We start from the raw sequence: 20605 nt of genomic DNA, 5'->3' as shown, positions 1-20605 counted from the left end.
GATTCTTACTCCTGCTGCAGCAGCAGTAAGCGCCGAGAGAGTTGAGATATTAAAAGTATTTTTTCCATCCCCTCCCGTACCACATAAATCCGCAGTCTCCAGTCCTTTCAAATCAAGTGGCAAACTTAACTCCAGCATTGCATCACGGAATCCGGCGATTTCCGTTAAAGCCGGAGCGCGCATTGTCATCGCAGAAACTATTGCTGTTTTTAAATACTCGTTATCCTCGGTCACAAGTAAAGTCAGCGTGCGCTTAGCGTCCTGACGATCGAGAATTTCCTTTGAGAGTAGGCGCTTAAGAATCTGCTGAATCTCGGTATTCATAGAGAAGTTGCCTCAATCCAGTTTTTAATCATGATTTGACCATGTTCGGTTAGAACCGATTCAGGATGAAATTGTAGCCCACAAACTGAATAATCCTTATGGCGCAAGGCCATAATTGTTCGATCCTCGGCAACGGCTGTCACAGTTAGGCACTGCGGTAAATCTTTTTGCTCGACAACCCAGGAATGATACCTGCCAACTCTAAATTTTCGAGGCAGACTTTTAAAAATTGGATCATCTGCAAGTAAGGTCAGCTCTGTAGTCTTACCATGCATGACCTGTCTTAAGTTTGTTAGCTGTGCGCCGAATGCCTCGCCGATAGCTTGGTGCCCTAGACAAACTCCGAGAATGTGCTTAGTCGCTGCGTAGCTTTTAATTAGTGCAGGCATAATCCCTGCTTCTTCGGGAATGCCTGGGCCAGGCGAAAGAATAATATGCGAGTAAACTTCAACTTCACTTAACGCAATCTTGTCATTTCTATAAATCGCATGTGGCAAATTGAGTTCGCGCACGATTTGCACGAGATTATAGGTAAAAGAATCATAATTATCTAAGATTAATATTTTTTGAACTAAACCGTGCATAGACCCCTTTGCGCTTGCTTAAGCGCTAGTCTTAGTGCCCCAAGTTTAGCTTGGATTTCTTGATACTCAGCCTGCGGTGTTGACTCGGCCACAACGCCAGCACCAGCCTGATAGAAAAGTGATTTATCCTTGCTCAAGAAAGAACGAATTGTAATTGCATGTTCAACTTCACCATTTAATCCAAAAAATCCGACAGCTCCTCCGTAAAAAGAGCGTGACACCCCTTCCAGCTGGTCAATTAACTGCATGGCTTTATATTTTGGAGCGCCGGCAAGAGTTCCTGCGGGAAGTGTAGAACCAAAAACCTCAAAGCTATTACGCCCTAGATCAATTGCTCCAGAAACATGAGAAACCAAATGGATGACGTGCGAGAAAAATTCAATCTGCTGGTATGCCTCAACTTTTACTGCTGTGCAGAAACGATTCAAATCATTGCGCGCCAAATCAACAAGCATTACATGCTCAGATTGCTCCTTAGGATCAGCTTTTAATTGCTCAGCAAGCGCAAGGTCATTTTGCTTAATCCCTGCGCGTCTCACTGTGCCAGCAATCGGTGTAATCGAAGCTTGACCATTTCTAATTCTTAATTGCGATTCAGGGGAGGACCCAAAAATTCGGTAATCAACGTAATCAAAATAAAACAAATACGGAGAAGGGTTAATTGAGCGCAGCGCTCGGTAAACTTGAAACTCATCACCTTGGAATTTCTGCTGGAAACGTTGCGAGAGCACAATTTGAAAGACATCGCCACGCTGAATATGATGATGCGCGCGGCTAAATAGTTCATACATCTCAGACTCACTGCGCACTGATCTTTCTGGGCTACTCAGCTTAAAATCATAAAGCTGATAGTCATTACGACAAACGATCGACTTAATACTATCGAGCGTGTGTTTAGACTCTAAAGCAGCGTCGAAGCTATTTTCCGTAATACTCAATAGATTTGAACGATGATCAACTGAGATTACATAACGATAGAGTGCATAACGCATTAAGGGGAGTGTCGTCTGGGGGTCGGAGCTAGCTTGGAAGTTAATTGATTCAAAGCATTGCACAGCGTCATAAGACGTAAACCCAAAAAAACCTAGCGCGGGGTTATTTCGCTGCTCGGGCTCAGCAGTAAAACTTTGCAGCAATTCATTTAGTAGTTGGCTTAACTTCAAGTCTAAACCTAATTCAAAAGTCTGCTTGTCGGACTGTGATCCAGACTGCGATTTAACAGTAAGCTTCCCCTCTGCAACTTCAAAGCTAAGTAGCGGTTCGATACAAATAAATGAGCGTGCATCATCTTCTGAGTGCGAGTCAGCACTTTCGAGCAAAAGAATTTCAGAAAAACTTTCGCGCAAGCGCAAATAAGTCGTAACTGGCGTTACTAAGTCTGAAAGAAAAGAAATCGTTTTAGAATATAGTTTCCGTTGCTGCATAATTTAGAGCACTGCCTTTAAGCACTTGCGAAAAGCAAAGGTTTCTTGAAGTTGAGTAATCAAACGATCGGCTTCAAGGAAATTTAATGTTTGCGCTCCATCGGAAAGAGCCTTTTCAGGGGTCGCATGTGTTTCAAAAATCACTCCGTCAGCACCAGCCATGATTGCCGCTAGCGCCAGATCGCTAACATAACGTCGAATCCCAATTCCATGCGAAGGATCTACTACGACAGGTAAGTGCGATTTCTCTTTAAGTAATGGCACGGCGTTTAGATCTAAAGTGTTACGATAAGCATCCTCGAAAGTGCGAATGCCGCGCTCGCAAAGAATAATTTTCTCATTGCCGCTAGCAAAAATATACTCTGCAGATTGCAATAACTCTTCAATCGTTCCCGACATTCCGCGCTTAAGTAAAATCGGCTTATCGACTTTTCCAAGCTCATGCAGCAAGCTAAAATTCTGAGTATTACGAGCTCCAACTTGATAGACATCGATGTAGTCATGCATCTCTCCAATTTGAGAAATTTCCATGACTTCGCTAACCACAAGCATTTGATGCTTGTGCGCAATGCTGTGTGCAAGCTTTAACCCCTCGATGCCTAGACCACGAAAAGCATAGGGCGAGGTGCGCGGCTTAAAAGCCCCACCTCTTAGAAGCTTAACCCCACGTGCGGAAAGGAAAGTAACAATACTTTGGATTTGCTCTGCTGATTCAAAGGCACAAGGCCCAGCAATAATATTAAAGGCGCCTTCCTTGATTGAAACGTCATCTGCAATCTGAATACTGGTTGGCGCAGCCTTCCATTTGCGTGAAACTAATTTATAAACATCAGAAACATGGTGCACGTCTTTTACCCCAGACATACAACCAATTTGGCGAATGTCGATTTCAACATTACCAATCGCAACTAAGTATCGCGCGCTCTGCGTTTGTACTTCGGTTGACTTGAAACCAAAAACTCCGAGGCGAGAATTAATTTGATCGATCAAATCACGACTGATCTCGTGCTTAAGTTGAATAATCATAAAACTCCTCTGCCTGCGTTAAAATCTTGCGTATTTAAGGCCTGGCGTATTTCACTGATCAGTGAAAACGCCCGCGTCAAGTCATTAGCTAAGAGTGGCTCGATAAAAGCACTCCCGACAATTACACCCTGAGAATTTTTAGCAAATTCAACCGCTTTTTTTGCGCTGTCGATACCAAAACCAATCAGTGTTGGATTTTGCAGTTCTAAATTCTTAAGTCTGGATAGGTGAGTTGTGTTGCTTAGTTTCTGTTGTTGACTATTAGTCATCTGCCCAGTTGTCATCGCAGTAGAAACCGCATAGAGAAATCCTTGAGTGTGCCGATCGATTTCCTTGATACGCTCATCGCTGGTACTTGGAGCGATGAGTGGGATAAATGCGATGTTCTTGGCTAAAAACTTATCTGCAAGTTTTTGTTGATATTCGTCAAAAGGTAAGTCTGGTAAAATAACTCCGGCAACTCCCGCACGGTCGATGGCGGCGATGAAATCATCGATACCAAAGCACACGATTGGATTTAAATAGCCCATGAGGAGCAGGGGGATTTTAACCTTGGCTTTTAAGCCTGTAACAAAATCTAGAAGCTTTTTAAGTGTCATGCCATTTTCAATGGCTTGACTGCTTGAGGCTTGAATTATCGGTCCATCAGCTAGAGGATCGGAAAATGGAATTCCAATTTCAATCAAGTCCACGCCTAAGTTTTCAAGTTTCAGGATGATTTCTTCTGTTGCAGTAAACGTAGGAATGCCTGGCGTTAAAAAAACTGAAAGGATCGGATGCGGTTTATTTTTTAAGTAACTTTGTAGTTTCATGTTACTGGTCCATTTTACAAGTCGATTTTTATGGCCATTTGCCCGGCTAAAGTTAAAGTTCAAACTCAAGTGAGTCAATCTAACGAATTTAATATTTAATTGTAAGAAACAGGAAGATATTGGGGGTTAGCCCCAAAAAACCGAGGAAGCGCGCCAAGAAAATGTAGTCGACGTGAAGATCATTTATCTACTATGCAGATCTTTCTTAAAAAGGTCAAGAAAAAGTTCGACTTTTATATTATGTAAGTGGCAGTGGATCTGTCGTCTTACCACAACTACCAAAGAGTCGACTATAAGAGGCGGAATAAGGCTCACCACCGCGTAGCGTTTCACTAGATGGATTCATAATTAAACCAAAAACTTGCGTGACAGTGGCGTTATCAACATAGGGGTGCGAAGCGCGCCAACGTTGAAAAACAGCCCAAGGTTTTTCACCCTTAGTATATGTAATTCCGTAACGTGAGAAATATTTTACTGCACGCGGGTCAACAATTGGGCGGCTAAAAATTGCTTGAACGTTTGTATCTGGGTCAAGTAGTTGCTGTTTAGTGTATCCAGTTTCTGGGCCAAGCTGAAATAAGCCCCAAGACTGCTCGCCGATTTCAAGTGTGCTTCCAGGTTTTAATCCTGATTCCAAGTATGCGTATGCTAAGGCTGCTTTAATCACTGTAGGATCAGTAATCCCACGCCTTTGAAAACCTTTCACAATTGAACAAACTGAGCTTAATTGAGTCGAGCTTAGGCCAGTATAGGCAAAACCAATATTTGCAGCAGCTGGACAAGTGTTTGCTGCTAGCTTGGGACAGGTATCTGTATAATTTGCATCATCACCGAGTCCTTGGTCGTCGTTATTATGCTCGACTGGAGGTGGAGGCGTGTAGAGTGGATCATCTTGACCATCCCAATCATCAGGAAGTAAATCATTACCAAACTCTTTTTCGCAATAATCAGTGAGATCTTCAGACTCGTCTGGTTTATCTTGGGCAAAAGCAGATAAGTTCGCACAGGTGCTTAGAGCTGCAAGGGCTAGAATATAAGATATTTTCCTGGATTTAAGCATAGCAGTTTAATTTGGACGGAGTATAATCCCGACTGTCTTTTTTCCTTTCAAACCAGATCCGACAATAATTCCGCGGTTGTTGATGTCCCTTGCCTCAATTAATTCGATGCCTTGGCCTTGAACTAAAGTGTTTAAATCGATCATTTTCCCGCCAGTAAATAAAAATGCGTGCGTGCGCTCAGTGTCGACTGTGGAAACACCAACAATTTCCCCCTTATCATTGATTGCACGAGCTTCAGAATATGACCCACCAAGAGTCGGCAATTTAACTAGTTTACCTTCAGAATATAAAAATCCTTTTCCACTTTGTTCTTCAGCGCCTTCATTTGATCCATTCCAGAGAATTCCAACAACTTGTCCAGTTGCGTTAATGTCATTAGCACGTGAGTTTTGAAAATCAAGTGAACCAAGATCGACAACTTTTCCACTTGCATCCCACAAAGCAGCGTGAGTCTTGCCGTCTAAAAGCGAGGCGCTCCCAACCACAATTCGTGATGAATTTACAGAAAAAGCTTTAGTCTCAACTCCGCCTAAGCCTTTTAGAATTCTTGGGGTTGCGCCATCAAGGATATAAGCTTCGGTTCCATTAGCCGAAGTTTTACTCAAGCTACCAACAATAATTCCGTTCTCCGACTGAGCATTAGCTTCACTAAAAGTAAAATTTGCAAGTCCCGAAATATCTTGAATTGAACCCTTATTTAGTTTCACTGCGCGCATGTCACCAGTGTCAGTTACAAGTCGTGAACCTACGACTTCGCCAAAGCCACTAATGCCACCGACTACAAATGAATCCTCTTCATCACCAACTGGAGAAATAACTGTCGTCTTGCCATTGGCGCGGGTGATTACATAGTGGCCGTCAAGTTTGACCATTTCGCCAACAGTTACTCCAGAACTATCAACAGCGTAAAAGTCTGTAGTAATCGCATGCGGGTCATCGACTATTTCTGCTGTATAGCTTGGAACAGCTAGGGCAGTTGATAGAGAAGAGAAAAAACCGAGTGCTAAAAGAATCTTTTTCATATGGTCACTATTCTAGGCACATTGCTTATTCGGGAAGCAAATAAATCCACCCACCTGCCCACGCACTGAACGCTTTGACCTCGAAGTTGGACGCATGCGCTTGGAATTTCCACGTGAACTATAGCTTGCCTCATAAGTATAGAGTCTGTCATTTTGGCATTGGCGAATCACGCCAACGTGACCGTGTGGTTTCTGCTGACCATGTGAGGCACGTTGAGTTACAAAGATTCCGCCCCCGTTCTTGTTGATCATTTCGCAACTTACTGAATCTGAAGGGTAGCAACTAAAGCCATTCCCGGAAAGAACGCTGCGCCAGTTATTCGCGATGTTATTTGCACCGTTCTGCGCTTGCGATCTAGACCAATAACCAGAACGACCTAGTAACTGCGCTAGTGCGCCCTTACAGTCAGCCGCCCCGCGACCGACTTGCGCACGTGCTGCTGCCATAATTCGGGCCATACAATTTCCGGCATCGATATCATCAATCGGTCCTGGATCGGTATCGTCTCCTGGGTCCGAATCTTCGTCGTATGGAGGTGGAACATAAATTGGATCATCTTGTCCGTCCCAGCCTTCGGGAAGTAAATCATTGCCAAACGTCGTTTCACAGTAGTCTTGGAATTGTTCAGTTTCATCTGGCTCGCCTTGATCTTGAGCAACCGCAGTTACTGATGACAACGCAAACAATGCAATCAGGATGGATTTATAAAAACTCTGCACAAAATTTCCGAAAACTAGGATTAAACTTAAGTTCTATAAGGAGTTATGCGCAGTTCCTTAGCCGGTGTGACCTTTGACTATGGATCTAACCTTGGCAAATGATAAATTTAGCATCACAATCCCTCTAAACCCAGCATAACAGGCTTAGATGACTATGAATTTACATCAAAAAGTAGCAATTATTTCCTGCCTTATTACTCTTAATGCTTATACGAGTTGGGCCGAAGATGTCGTTTTCGATGGGCGTAATAAGGTAAATATTCTACCAGGTTCTGCAGCCATAGATACTCAAAAAATCCCGACGGAAATCTCTAGTCCTGGCGATAACGTCTTGCAAATTATGCGTGGCTCATTTAGCGCTCGAGGTAAAAACGAATCGCTCTATGTAATTTTTTCAAATCAGCAGTATCGCATCGTAATTTACGACAATCAAAGTGGAAAAGTCATAAGTCAAAACCAGATCGACGGTTTCGGAGTTAGCTCCGCCGTAGACGTTGACGGTGACGGCAGTCAAGATCTCGCCGTACTTTCCGGCTACTCGCATCAGACTGAGAGTTCCCTTGCCTTGAAAATCATCAGCGTTTCCGGGGGGAGTTTTAAGATCATTAAAGATCTCGGTGCCGTGCAAACAAACTACGCATGCAACCCCGAGGAAGTTCGTGATGGAGCATTCGACTTAACGTCAAGAATTACTGCTAGTAATGCTCTAGCAGGTACACCGACATTTACTAAAGAATTTTTTGAAGCGACCTGCCCACACGAAGATAATATCGGCGCAAGTTCTTATCGCTCGATTCCTTCAGGCGCAGTGGTTAGTTCGCCCACAAGTATTTCTCCAAAGAGGGCAACAGCTACAAGATGATGCTAAACTGGGCCCTTCGCACTTACCTTACTCTGACAATTGCACTATTGCCCACACAAACTGTCTTGGCTGACGATCTTGTAGATTACTGCGAGGAGCAATTCGGTAATGATTTATTGCCAGAAAACTGGGATGGTCAAGACGACCCGCTCTATACCCCACCGCCTCCAGCAGAAAGCGATCAAGACAATGGCGGCGGAGATGAAACGGCTACTTCATGCGGGGATCTTAGTGCCGAGTTCATGGGTGGAGTAAGTAGCATTGCGGGCTTTTTAGGCACTGATCCATACTTCCTACTGGCTGCGATGAGTTTTGAAACTGGTGGCACCTTTTCTCCTTCAAAAAGAAATTCCCTCAGTGGAGCAACTGGACTAATTCAATTTATGCCGAGCACAGCGCGCTCACTCGGAACAACAACTGATGCGCTGGCTCGGATGACACGGGAAGAACAATTAGTTTATGTGCGAAAGTACTTTGCCTCATATGGAGGGCGCTTGAGGACGCTAGAAGATACTTATATGGCAATTTTATGGCCACGGGCCGTAGGTAAACCTAATTCTTATGCTTTATTTCGTCGCGGCACAGTAGAATATTCTCAAAACGCGGGTCTTGATATTAATCGTGATGGAGTCGTCACAAAAGAAGAAGCAGCTTCAAAGGTGCGCAACCACTACAATGCTGTTACTTCACGCTGTCCAAATGCATTTGGGCAACGCCAAAACTACGCTTAAGCCAAATACAATCTATATTCTTTCAGAATACGGGCAATTATTGAGCTCATAATTTGCGTTGCTTCTCTTGGCATATTTGCCTCTGTTGCAATTCCTGAAGCTCAGAAATTTCAAATTCGCGCCCGCAATGACGCTTGGTTCTCCAGCAAAAACTCTTCGACATTTTCTCGAGAAATATAACGCGCTTCTTCTGCTTGCGGAAAAGCTTTCTTGAATTCGTTAGCCGCACTTACATGTCTTGCTTCTGGTTTATTCCAGCTTACTTGATATGGAGTAATCAGACCTTCATTATACACTACGAAATCTACTTCTCCTTTTTCTCTCCAGTAGTAAACATTCTTATAGCGTTTGCGTAAGGTGTGAAAAACAACTGCCCCCAAACTCTTTCCCAAATCTAAGCCAGTTTTAGAGACCACTGATCTTCTTAAGCCCAGATCAATTGCATAGTATTTCCTGTTACGTGATATGCGCTTTTTTTCAGAAAAGGAAAAATAAGGACACTGTAATATAATATACGCCGCCTCACATGCAGATAAATATGACCCGACTGTGTCTGGTGCGATATCTAAGACTGTAGCTAATTTACGTAAACTAGTCTCTGAACCTGCAGATTCAAATACAATTTTCACGAGCTGAGATAGCGTCTGCAGAGAACGAACATTAACTTGACGTTTTACATCACGTTCAACAATATCCGTAAAATATTCACGCAGCAGTTGCTCGGGCTGTTGATAAGTTAGAGTCCGGGGGAATCCTCCAAGTTGTAAATAGTCTTCAAACGAAGCTTTCGGGCGCGTTCGTAAAAATTCTGCATAACTAAATGGGAACACTTCGATTGTAATATGACGACCAGTCAAGGTAGTAGCTAACTCGCCCGATAGTAAGGAGGCATTTGAGCCTGTAATAATAAAGACATCTAAGGAGGCTTGCTCAAGACGGACACGTAACCAGCGTTCCCAGTTTTTTACATTTTGTATTTCATCAAGAAAAAAATAACGTCTGACGTTGTTTCCCACTCGCTGATCAGCAAATGTTCTCAAGTCGTCTAGTAAAGTAGAGTTAAGATCATTACTCAAACGTGGATCTTCAAAATTGATAAAAAAGCAGTGCTCAGGAGCTAAATGCATACTGGTCATCAGCTGAACAAGTAAAGTTGATTTACCCGAACGTCTGATTCCTTGAATAACTGTAACTAAGTCAGGCGCCAAATGGATCGAATTTTCAAGCAAAAGGTCCCTACTAATTGAAGGTCGAGGAGTTTTTTCCCAATAATTCCAGTCTTGCAATATTAGAGCTATTAAATCGTTATGCATGTTAAACGGGTTTATACCATTAAAACTAAAAGTGTCGACTATATTCGACACTTTTAGAAATTCTAATAATATCAATATGTTATAGTTATATAATCATGCTAATATGTAACAGAGCAGATGATGCACGCGCCTAGGACACCAAAAACATCAGCAATTAACCCACACCACACAGCATGCCTGAAACGAAGAATGCCGCACGACCCGAAGTAAACAGCCAAAACATAAAAAGTTGTTTCCGTCGATCCTTGAATCGTTGAAGCTAAAAATGCCGCATAAGAATTCGGGTCACGCTGAATAATCTCACTCATCAAGGCAAATGCCCCACTTCCTGATAACGGCCGCACCAAGGCCATCGGAAGCACCTCTGCGGGCATGCCAATTAAATCCGTGAATGGAGATAATAAAACACCCAAATATTCCATCGCACCCGAGGATCGAAACATTCCAATTGCAACTAAAATTATCACAAGGAATGGAATGATTCTTACTGCAGTATCAAAACCCTGCTTTGCTCCATCTGTAACTGCATCATAAAGTTTTACACCGCGAGCGTAGCCGTAAAGCACAATTGCCAGCATCAATCCGGGCATGAGCCATAAAGTTGCAATCTCACTGGCAAGCTCTTCAACGGTAAGTTTGCCAAGCAAAACCCGAAGTAGAATTGTGGCTAATAAAAGTAAGATAATTGCGCGCGTAATCCCTTTCTCTGCGCCTGATGAGGCAGCTAGCAAGTGTTGATAGGGATTTTCCGGTTCTAAAGAATTAGTGCCTTGGCTTTCATTTTTTAGATCCGGCGGTGGGGCGCTAATTGCTTCCTGCAAATACACTTTGTCGCGCTTAGCAAAATAAAAAGCCGCTAAAACTGCGCTGAGCGTTGAACAGGTTGTGGCAAATAGAGTTGTAAAAAATATCGCCGCTGGCTCACTTGCCCCGGCTGCTGCACGCACTCCGATAACTCCAAGTGGGAGCAGTGTTACGCTTGATGTATTAATTGCAAGAAACAAGCACATTGCATTGGTTGCTACGCCAGGCAGTGGATTAAGTTTATTTAACTCTGTCATCGCCCGAATACCAAAGGGAGTTGCGGCATTGCCCAGCCCGAGCATGTTAGCTGAGATATTTAAAATCATCGCACTCATGGCGGGGTGCTCAGCGGGAACTCCCGGAAAAAGCCTACGCATCAAAGGCTTGAGTTTGCTAGCAATCGTTTGCATGGCTCCACCGGCTTCAAGAATACGCATGAGCCCTAACCAGAGCGCCATGATGCCAATTAGATTAATCGAAAGATTGACGGCATCCTTGGCTGACTGGAAGCTTGTATCAGTTACTTCCTTGAGACGCCCCGTGAGTAGTCCAACAATAATTGCTCCAATCAAGAAGAAAAAAAAGATCAAACTCATTGGAGACTGGGCAGAAGAATGCTTTTGATTTGGAGTCATAAATAAAGCAAATATTCTATTGATTTAGGTTTGTCCATAAAAAGAGCATAAGGTATAACGCACTGAATCATACTTATTAAGAATCTAGCTAATAGTTAAGTAAAAAATGAAAAAATATTTATTCCTGGTAGTATTATTAACAGTTACTGCTCAAGTCACTTATGCAGACGATCGAGAGATCGCTGACCCAATCGAAGGCTTTAATCGCAAAGTTTTTTGGTTCAACGAACAATTTGATACTTATTTATTCAAGCCGATTGCCCAAGGCTATAATTACATCACACCCAATGTCGCGCAGCGTTCATTTACAAATTTCTTTAGAAATTTACGCTCGCCAATTTATATTGTGAGTGACCTGATGCAGGGCAACAGCGATCAATTGGGCACACATCTTGCGCGCTTTATGTATAATAGCACTTTCGGCCTTGCAGGATTTATTGATGTGGCAAAAGAATTTGGCCTCCGCCATGTCGAAGAAGATTTCGGCACCGGGCTTGGATATCGTGGGGTTGAGACTGGCCCTTATCTCGTCTTGCCAATTTATGGTCCGTCAAATTTGCGCGACACTTTCGGAAGAATCGCTGATAGTTTCTTAGACCCGCTCGGAGCTGCAGGATATTTTAGCGATGCGCTTGAGGATCCAGTGCTTTATGGCACACGCGCGCTGGAAGCTGTAAATATCCGCGCAAAACGGCTTGAAGATAAAGAATTAATGGATGACATGTCCTTAGACCCGTATGTTTTTCGGCGCTCTGCATATATGCAAATGCGTGAGGGCTTAGTTGGTCGGGAATAAAGTAGATCGTAAGCTTGCACTTAGCTTTTTCATCTACCAGTCATCTTGAGCGAAATATTTAACGAGCATTGGCGAGTTAAATATGTAGTCGAAAGATCTCCAGATGACAGGCATTAAGCAGACCTAAGCTTGAAAGTGCTCTTTATTTCCCTTTAGCAAGAGTTAGTATAAGTTCCCACCTACGCCGAAGCTACGGCGGGCAAGCAAGCGGAAGAGATTTAGATAGAAGGGGTGAAATATGGTTGGAATCACTGGTAAATACATTGGCAATAAACGGGTCTCACTAATCCATGGTCCTTCGGAATCAGAGATCTTAACCGATGCACCTAAAGATAACGCCGGAGAAGGTGCCTATTTTTCCCCAACTGACTTAGTTGCAGCAGCACTCGGGAGCTGCATTATGACTACTCTTGCAATTTACGGGGAAAAACATTCGATTGATTTTACTGGCATGTATATGTCAACAGAGAAACATATGTCGGACACTCCGCCACGTCGCATCGCGAAACTACCAGTGACACTACATTTACCTAAAGCGCTCCCGCTAGAGCTCCGTGAAAAGATTGAACACGTCGCCCATGCTTGCCCTGTGCATCGCTCACTGCACCCGGAAGTGAGCGCCGAGATCGCAATTCACTACGATGTATAGTGAAGACATTGTGCACAATACCTTGAAGCCAGGTTTGCCTTGCGATTATTTATTGATCTGATTACGGCTGTGAACATCTACAAACTAAAGTCGTTCCTTCAGAAGTAACTGTACAAGCCGCGTTACGATTATTCTCAAAATATTTCACAAAGGCATTTAATGCGCGCCTTGCCGCATCCTCAGTTTGCCACTCTAGCGTCCAAGTCAAAGCTTTTTTGGGTTCGAGGAAAATTCGATCGTCAGTTAGTTTCCGAGCTAACACTAACGCTTGACTAATGCCTTGAGTCGGGCCAAGCAGTGAAGTTACAAACCCCGCACCAAGAGATGCTGGATTTGGCTCAGAAATTGATTTTTGAGGCATCCCTTTAGCAATAATTTCTTGAGATTTAGTCGGCGGTTCACGAAATTTTCGATTGAGTAACTCAACTCCGCCTTGCGAGCGCAAATTACACACATAAACTAAGCCAAAAGCATAAGGAAACTGACTTAATATTTTCAAGGTCGGGGGGATGGAATCTTGTTCCGTGAGTGTATCATTGAGCCATAAAATTTGCTGTCCGATTAGACCTACTGGACAAGGGTCCTTGCCTTCAGCGCGAACCATCGTCCACATCGCATCTCCTTCGAGTAGAGCTTCGCGGGCAAGTTGCATGTCGATGCTAATTTTGTCGGAAATAATATTATCAACAACAAAATGTTGATCCTGGAGCCCGTGAGTTAATTCGTGGCGCACAACAGCAACTTGGTCCGCAGCTAAGCTTGGAGATGATGAATCTTGATCAATCAAATTCTTAACCACGAGGTCTTTCGATCGTGAATCATAAAAACCAAGCGCCGAAGCTTCAATGCTCTTTAGGTAGTCTCCGGGATAATTAAAGCCCAGGGGAATTGCGCCTAAAAAGCGATAGATCTCGGCTTCGCGCTCTAAACGTTCTTGCGTATTTCTCTCGGCGATAGATTTCCTCAATCTCCTTGCAAAGTCTTCTGCCCGCAACTGTAAACACTTAACGGGTTCAAGCCAGGCGAGCTTACGTATTTCGGAAACCCGTTTGAGTTCGGAATTGCAGATTGTTGGCTTTTCTTGTGCGGAGTAATCTCCAGCAGGGTAATTTTTACTACAAGAGATTAGAGTTAAAAATACTAACAGGGATATTTGTTTGAACATTTAATTTGATTTAGCACTAATCTCTAGTGAGAAAGAAGTAGTAGATTTTGTAAGTTCGGGCTAGAATTGATTAGATGATTTTACTGGATAAAATAAACAAATGCCGGTTGACCAAAATTTCCAGCAATGAAAAAACTTTGGCCTGAGCACAGACAATGTAAAATGAGTAAATCTGTAGGCACAGTTAAAAGAAATACCTCACGTGGGGTTAGTGCAATTACAATTGCCATAACTTTGCCACTGATATTACTAATCTCGTTTAGCGCAATTGATTTCTTTCTTTACTTTAGAGCACTTGCCGTAGTCGAGCGTGCTGCCTCTGAAGCTGCAAAGGCAATCACCGCGGTCGATCCTGGGTCTGAGGGAGCATTTAGTAACTATGCTCAGGCACCAGGTTACACAATCTACGGAATAAAAAGCCTTAACGGTTTTGGACAAGCGCCTGTAGTAAATTCAGGCCCGCACTTAACCTTAGTTTCCCCGACAGACGTGACAACGCCAAGTTCAACCGCAGCTCCATTTTCCTTGTTAAGATACCCCGCAGAAACTACTGGCGTAGGAAGCCCTCCACCGGCCGGTAGCGGAGTATTGCACTATCTACCGATGGTCTATGCCGAAAACATCAGACTCGATACTCGGAATGAAAGTAACCCACTATCAAATTCGCGCCTCGGATCTTTTAGCTATCAACTCCCGAGCAAGCTCGACTTTGATGGAGATGGTCGTGAAGACCTAGTATATTTCCGTGTTACTCCAGGGGATGATTATTGGATTTTGCCAAGTTCAGGCGCTGGGCTTAGTTATTTAGCGCTTACTGGCGATGTTGCAGAGATTGCTCCGAGCTCTACGATTCTCGATCAACCACCACTGCCCTGTCCTGCCGACTACGACGGCGATGGCAAAACAGACTTATGCGCTCTAACATTCAGTAGCGCCACTGGTTCCCGCGCAATTAAATTAAATATTCTTTTTTCCAGCAATTTCTATACGAAGCAAAACCCCTTCTCGATTGGCTTGGGTGTAATCAACGCTGACATGCAGGTTTTACCTGTGCCTGGCCAGTGGACGGGGTCTGGCAAAGATCAATTTGCCGCGATAATAATTGGTGGGGATAGTGATCATCACTTACTAACTTACATCTGGCCAGACTTTACGCAAACCGGCGCAGCGCCATTATCTGGTAATCAATTTGCAATTGCTGATACTCCAAACTTGGCACTTTCCAAACTCAATGGCACGCCAGAACCTGGGCGTAATTGGCGACCGATGTTCGGTGACCACGACCAAGATGGTGATATTGACGTTGGCTGGCTAACTTGGCCGGCTGGAAATTTGACTGGAGTAATTGCCGGAAGCACAGGAACGCCCGGAAGAACAGCTGATGACACGGGAAAAACTTCTAAGATCGCCCCCTGGTCGCTACATTATCCTGAACGCCAAGACGCACCTGGACTTTACATCACTGAAACTACGAATCATCGAATTTCATTTATCGCCAAGGCAAGCGGAAACATTGTTGGAAGCGATAACGAAAAATTTAATATTATCGCCGGCAAGGAAGTTTATGATCAAGCTGCTCTTAGCTACGTAATCCCCGATCCTGACCCTTTATTCGCTGGACTTTTCAGTGACGACCCGGTGCCCGTCAATAAATACGAAAAGGGCTGCACTAAATGCCCTGGCGGCGGAACCTGGGCAAATGATGATGGAGCACTCGCACGAGACGCTTACTTAAATACTCCAAAAAGTGCGATTGCACCTGGCTCCATCACTTACACGCCTACTGGTGAAAACTTCAGGCCCTTATACATTGCCGACTTCGGCAATTCACGCGTCAGATTAGTTCTACCTCCTGCCCCAGATCTTGAAGTCGATGGTTCGAACGATGCAACAATTAGCACTGTAGCAGGTGGCGTAGTTGGCACTGGAGTTACCTGCCCAACAACTGTCCGCGCCTGCAGCTTTGATGAAAGTGGGAATCGAAGTTGCAGTCCAAGCGCGACTACCCCATCGGCAGGTGCGCCTTCCGTTAGACTTTTTTCCTATACAGATACTGACATTGCTCTCGGGATTCACCCGACCTGCGTTCAAGTGCGCCCTTTGTCCTTGGCTTATGACGCTAGAAATCAGCAACTTTTTATTGCTGACGAAATGGGAGTGGTCCTGCTACAAACTGCGGGAAGCGATGGCTTCGTAAATGGCGATGTCACAGAAAGACTCTTTGTCCTTGCTGGAACCTATGGTGATAACACGCCGAAAAAACCGCCCGACAAACGCATTATGGGCATTCCCTATAATCTACAATATTCAAATAATGCCTTGTATATCACCACAAGTGGGCTGTCGACCTTTCCTGTTGTCAACCCTCGAGACGGCGAATATTACCGCGGTGGAATTTTAAAAATAAGCGGTGGGGCAGATAATACTATCGGCACTAGCGATGACAAGTTTGAAAATTTAGTTGGCAATTGGACAAGTAGTAGCGCCCTCCCAACCTCATTTACGCGCCGCCCCGAAGATGACTTAAATTTTAGAAACCCAACTACTGCAATATTTTTTACAACTGCAGCGATGTGTTCGACTTGCAGTCCTCGTGTCCAAGGTTTTGTTGCCTCTTGGTTAAATGACACAGCTGGTGGGCAATGGGAGAATGCTCTCGTGCGCGTTGATTCTTTTTCACGCGGGGCAAGCACGCTAACAACTACTCAGTGGTTAAACAATTTGCATTTAAATAACTGGAGTAAATTTGCCCCAAGCACTACAGCCAAAGCGTATCAAGATGCAGTAACGAACTTGGAGTTTAGCTTGGTGCCTGATTCGAGTGGCAAGCTCTCACAGGCGCGTCCTCTGGGGACGGTGCCGCTCGAGGCCGGATCGGGCGTAGCCATTTCCCCCGATCTTCAATACTTATACGTCGCGCAGCCGCGCCTCGGTAACATCGTAGCAATCAAGCTCGATCAGGACCTGGACAACAGACCTGACTATGCAAACAGCACATCGGAGATGGATGCTGATCCAGATGGAGACGAACTCGATTGGGAAGAAGACAAAGCACCTTTTGCCTACAACGCTAACGGAGCTGATGGAGTTCGACGGATGGACACTTATTTAGATCCTTTAATGTGGACTCATTTCAATCCAGCTGTGGTCAGTCCACTAGCAACGCCAAATACCGATCGACGTGAATGGTGGATTGACCACTTAGTCGACGGGGCAGGTGGCTGGACTCCTGCACAAGAAGAGTCCCTGGCCCGCATGTTCAATGACTCACTCACAAGTGCGGCAGTAGTTTTAGGTTCAACTACAGTTAACGCGATGTCAGATTGTGGCATACCTCCGAGTAACGATGGCACTCTTGCTCCATTCTTGTCTCACCACCTCACACTAAATACGGACCACTACCGCACGATTGGCTGTAGTTATGACTGCCCAGACTGGGATGCAGATGAAAACAAAGCAACCCTTGCCTCAACTGGGCTGACTAGCACTACTTGTGGCAGGAATTTATCTGACCCACTTTACGCAGATGGCCGCAAAATCGGAATTCGTCGTGGGGCCTTGGTCTTGCCGCCAGATAAAATAAAAATCAATGGCAATGAAGAATTAAGTTTTATCGATTTTTCTGGATCTGCTAAGCGCAGTCCACAAAATCGTAATGCCGTTTATCACGATAATTCATTGCCAAGTCAGAAATCCATTCCCTTAATATCCACGGTAGTCAATATTAACCAAGATTATTGTCCGGGAAATCACGAAATAATTACTAAGAATTTTGCAAACCTCTGGCCTGCACTCGAAGCGTATTACGCAAGTGAGCCGCGCGGGGTTGCAAGTCCTGGTGGCGGAATCACCCTAGAAACCTATCCGCAATATTCTTGTAATCGTAGTATCGAGGTAAGCGGCACTGAAACTAAAGTACTTTCCTTGATTCCAGACTCACAAGTTACCTGGGCAGTTGGGTCAAGTTACACCTCTAGTCTGCAGTATGGCAGCACCACAAGAAAACTTAGTACCGGAGCTGAAGGCGACGGCGACCCGGATAGCAATCTTGGTCCAGTCGCTCGCATCGCCTATAAGATTCTAGAAAACACTCTACCAGTCGATCAACGTGAATCGGACACCGTAGAGCGTTCGGCACGAGTAACAATCACACGCCCTGACTCAAAGACTGCTGCAGTTGAAGTTTCCTACCGACTCAAGCTTAATCCACTTACTAGTGCAGCTCTGGGAAGAGATTTTGTGTTAATCAAGTCGAAACAAGAGCGTAAACTTTATCACTATGGGCAGAGTAACTTTGGCGAATGAAACTCCAAGTTAAACATTTTATAGCTAGTCAGCGGCCAAGCTCCATGCGCGGCAACATGGTGCTTTTGATTGCACTCTTATTGACCGGGAGTTTTGCTCTGGCTGCATTTGCAATCGACACGGCTCTCTATTTATTGAAGCGCGAAGAACTGCAATCTTTAGCTGAATCAGTAGCACTTGGAGCAGTCCTTTCCTTCCCTAATCAGCCCACAATCGAAAATTCCACTTTAAACTGGTATCAAGCGCTGAGGTTTCAAAATGGCAAGGAAATTGCCAAAGCCCCGGGTGCAACTGTTGGGGGATTGCCAGTCTATGAAAATATTATCACCAGTGTTCCCCATGGAACTGGAACTGATTTAACGCCTGCAACATTAAACGCTATAACTATTTTGTTACGCGATCAGTATTCCTCAAACATTCTGCCGCTGGCTGGCTTCACTCCACTTTCTACGACAGTTGTTGGGCAAGTCACGGCACAACTTAGTCCGACTAATATTGTAATCGTGATTGATAACACTGCTTCCTTGATTGTCGATGATGGCGATAGCGCTTATTTATCGGCATCTCCATATTTTAGTGTCGTTGATAGCTCGCTACCCCCAGAGCATCATTATCCGACAAAGCCAATCACTCTAATCCATCAATGCTTTAACGAAACTTTTCGTAACTACAAAAAAGGCGTCGTGGCCCTCTACGACCAATTCGCCGGCATTGGCACTTATCGAGTTGGCATAGTTTTAACCAACTCCCGGTTTGGTGAGCCTTTCGTGCTTGCCAACTTGGGTCAATCAATTATCGAAGAGCCGCAAAATGAACTTGATGCGCCAGACGATCCAGAATTTAATTATGCTCGTTGTGCTTACCTGACAAAAGGTGCAACCGACTACTTGCCAAAAGAATTATATCGCCAGAGTGGCACAACCGAGCAGGATCTTTCATCTCGGGTAACAACAAACAGCACTTCATTTCCACATTTCAAATTCACCGCTGGAGAAAAACTCCGAACCCGTGAAGCGCTTTGGGTTATGCCGGCAGGCTACTCAACCGAAAATGGATTTATTCATCCGCGCTATTACTACCAAAACGGAGCAGAAGCAATTGCCCTGGCACGGCGAATGCTACAAAATGACACTGGCGGGCAAGGTCAACCAGTCACGCGCAAAGTTATTCTCTATGTAACTGATGATGCAGGAATGGGCTGGACCGATCCGCAACAGACGCAGGGCATCGCTCAACGTGAAAAAATCACGCAAGGACTTTGTGAAACCCTAATTCCCGATGGCACTGGTTGTACAGATTCAAAAGATGCTTGGAACGCAAATTTTCCAGAGTATGACCCGGGTCAAGCAGTGCAACCGGGCGCATCAGCCATACCAGGCAAGGGCTGTCTGGAAGATAATCTAATTCTCGGCGTAATTTATTATGGTCATCGCGATGACCTGTATGGTCATGACCCCTCGACTAGCGACGCAGCTTCTGTCGTCAATACAACCTTAAGGAGCATGAGTTGCCTTAAAGCAGATCATGAAGATAGCAGACGTGGCATCTTTTTTCATGAAATCGGCAAGGGCACAAGCAAGTTCCCGGCCAAAGAATTTGCAACGCGTAGCGCCCCACTGATTGCCCACGCACTGAAAGAAGCTGAGGTGCTAAGATGAGCAAGCTAAGAATCGCAAACGAGCGAGGTGATATAAATTTAATCACAGTTGCCGTGGCACTACCGCTGCTACTCTTAGTAGCTACCGCCGCTTTTGACATTCTGCGCTTTCCAATCCTGAAGCAACGTATCCTTTCAGAACTTTCTGCGAGTTCAGAGAATATGGCACAAAATACAGTTGATGTTGATTTCCCTGCTGTTGCTACAGGAAGAAGCTGGTGTGCGCTACTTGACCCAAACCATCCGCACTATGGCTGCGAGAGCTGTGATGGAGCTGACTATGCAGACTGTAATTTTCCGGCCGATGTGACTGCGACAAATACGATTTTACGAAATAGCGTATTACTCCCGTTAATTAGCCGCATCACTGCAAACGGCTTTAGCCTAACCCAAGCAATTGACCCCTCCCAACTCCGAATCCGCGTCGGCATCTTTAATTTATTGACCACAGCAGCAGATCAAACCGGACAAATTCGCAGTATTGGAAAAGTTGCTGAGCAAGATTCAGCCGACCTCGGAGCAAATTTAGCAGTCAGTCCGCTGCCTAATTTAGCCGATCTTGTCGATAAGCATTTTGGAATTTCCGAAGGCTTAGCTCCGGCCTTAGGGCATGCTATAGGGACTGCAGACGCTGAAAGTTATCCGCGCTTCACCCATGCCCCAGTTGTTGTATTTGACTGCTATCTAAAAGTTAAGCACTTTTTTAAGTTTGCTG

At 44.7% G+C, this 20605-nt stretch carries 18 protein-coding genes; 7 read left to right on the top strand and 11 right to left on the bottom strand.

Going from position 1 to position 20605, the window contains the following annotated elements; genetic code table 11:
• The 8 genes from JNK13_00530 to JNK13_00495 form a co-directional block, all read right to left on the bottom strand.
• Positions 1 to 324, bottom strand: a 324-nt coding sequence (locus tag JNK13_00530; GenBank protein ID MBL7661213.1) for an anthranilate phosphoribosyltransferase, incomplete at its 3' end; no start/stop codon positions are given.
• A complete protein-coding gene (locus tag JNK13_00525; protein MBL7661212.1) occupies positions 321 to 908 on the bottom strand; it encodes an aminodeoxychorismate/anthranilate synthase component II in 588 nt (195 codons plus the stop codon). The genes JNK13_00530 and JNK13_00525, both read right to left, overlap by 4 nt.
• On the bottom strand, positions 896 to 2332 hold the full coding sequence (locus tag JNK13_00520) for an anthranilate synthase component I family protein (protein ID MBL7661211.1): 1437 nt from the start codon (positions 2330 to 2332) through the stop codon (positions 896 to 898). Before JNK13_00520 ends, JNK13_00525 begins: the two co-directional genes overlap by 13 nt.
• Positions 2333 to 2335: 3 nt before the next feature.
• On the bottom strand, positions 2336 to 3358 hold the full coding sequence (locus JNK13_00515; protein ID MBL7661210.1) for a bifunctional 3-deoxy-7-phosphoheptulonate synthase/chorismate mutase: 1023 nt from the start codon (positions 3356 to 3358) through the stop codon (positions 2336 to 2338).
• Entirely contained in the window at positions 3355 to 4170 is an 816-nt protein-coding gene (locus tag JNK13_00510; protein ID MBL7661209.1) for a tryptophan synthase subunit alpha, read from the bottom strand. The genes JNK13_00515 and JNK13_00510 overlap by 4 nt, the downstream gene beginning before the upstream one ends.
• Positions 4171 to 4408: 238 nt before the next feature.
• Entirely contained in the window at positions 4409 to 5230 is an 822-nt protein-coding gene (locus JNK13_00505; protein MBL7661208.1) for a hypothetical protein, read from the bottom strand.
• 6 nt (positions 5231 to 5236) lie between these two features.
• Positions 5237 to 6253: a hypothetical protein gene (locus tag JNK13_00500; GenBank protein MBL7661207.1), complete on the bottom strand. Its 1017-nt coding sequence runs from the start codon at positions 6251 to 6253 to the stop codon at positions 5237 to 5239.
• A 12-nt stretch (positions 6254 to 6265) separates the two neighbouring features.
• A complete protein-coding gene (locus JNK13_00495; GenBank protein MBL7661206.1) occupies positions 6266 to 6931 on the bottom strand; it encodes a hypothetical protein in 666 nt (221 codons plus the stop codon).
• A gap of 196 nt (positions 6932 to 7127) precedes the next feature.
• On the opposite strand from JNK13_00495, the gene JNK13_00490 reads away from it, so the two are divergent.
• Both JNK13_00490 and JNK13_00485 read left to right on the top strand, forming a co-directional pair.
• Entirely contained in the window at positions 7128 to 7835 is a 708-nt protein-coding gene (locus JNK13_00490) for a hypothetical protein (protein ID MBL7661205.1), read from the top strand.
• Positions 7832 to 8566: a hypothetical protein gene (locus JNK13_00485; protein MBL7661204.1), complete on the top strand. Its 735-nt coding sequence runs from the start codon at positions 7832 to 7834 to the stop codon at positions 8564 to 8566. The genes JNK13_00490 and JNK13_00485 overlap by 4 nt, the downstream gene beginning before the upstream one ends.
• Positions 8567 to 8676: 110 nt before the next feature.
• On the opposite strand, the gene JNK13_00480 is transcribed toward JNK13_00485, so the two are convergent.
• Both JNK13_00480 and JNK13_00475 read right to left on the bottom strand, forming a co-directional pair.
• On the bottom strand, positions 8677 to 9795 hold the full coding sequence (locus JNK13_00480; protein MBL7661203.1) for an ATP-binding protein: 1119 nt from the start codon (positions 9793 to 9795) through the stop codon (positions 8677 to 8679).
• 182 nt (positions 9796 to 9977) lie between these two features.
• Positions 9978 to 11318: a spore maturation protein gene (locus tag JNK13_00475; protein MBL7661202.1), complete on the bottom strand. Its 1341-nt coding sequence runs from the start codon at positions 11316 to 11318 to the stop codon at positions 9978 to 9980.
• A gap of 106 nt (positions 11319 to 11424) precedes the next feature.
• Between JNK13_00475 and JNK13_00470 the strand changes: the two genes are divergently transcribed.
• Both JNK13_00470 and JNK13_00465 read left to right on the top strand, forming a co-directional pair.
• Positions 11425 to 12114, top strand: a complete 690-nt coding sequence (locus JNK13_00470) for a VacJ family lipoprotein (GenBank protein MBL7661201.1) — start codon at positions 11425 to 11427, stop codon at positions 12112 to 12114.
• 238 nt (positions 12115 to 12352) lie between these two features.
• Complete coding sequence (locus JNK13_00465; protein MBL7661200.1) at positions 12353 to 12763, top strand: OsmC family protein; 411 nt, start codon at positions 12353 to 12355, stop codon at positions 12761 to 12763.
• 61 nt (positions 12764 to 12824) lie between these two features.
• On the opposite strand, the gene JNK13_00460 is transcribed toward JNK13_00465, so the two are convergent.
• Positions 12825 to 13928: a hypothetical protein gene (locus tag JNK13_00460; protein ID MBL7661199.1), complete on the bottom strand. Its 1104-nt coding sequence runs from the start codon at positions 13926 to 13928 to the stop codon at positions 12825 to 12827.
• A 162-nt stretch (positions 13929 to 14090) separates the two neighbouring features.
• Here JNK13_00460 and JNK13_00455 point away from each other — a divergent pair, with 162 nt between their 5' ends.
• The 3 genes from JNK13_00455 to JNK13_00445 all read left to right on the top strand — a co-directional run.
• Complete coding sequence (locus JNK13_00455) at positions 14091 to 18233, top strand: hypothetical protein (protein MBL7661198.1); 4143 nt, start codon at positions 14091 to 14093, stop codon at positions 18231 to 18233.
• Complete coding sequence (locus tag JNK13_00450) at positions 18230 to 19891, top strand: Tad domain-containing protein (GenBank protein MBL7661197.1); 1662 nt, start codon at positions 18230 to 18232, stop codon at positions 19889 to 19891. The genes JNK13_00455 and JNK13_00450 overlap by 4 nt, the downstream gene beginning before the upstream one ends.
• Positions 19888 to 20605: hypothetical protein (locus tag JNK13_00445; protein ID MBL7661196.1), on the top strand; the 718-nt coding region annotated here is incomplete at its 3' end. The genes JNK13_00450 and JNK13_00445, both read left to right, overlap by 4 nt.

Source organism: bacterium, from assembly GCA_016786595.1.
In the GTDB taxonomy this organism is placed as follows: domain Bacteria; phylum Bdellovibrionota_C; class UBA2361; order SZUA-149; family JAEUWB01; genus JAEUWB01.
Note: the sequence above shows the minus strand (reverse complement) of the source record. Positions and strands in the feature narration are given on the sequence as shown.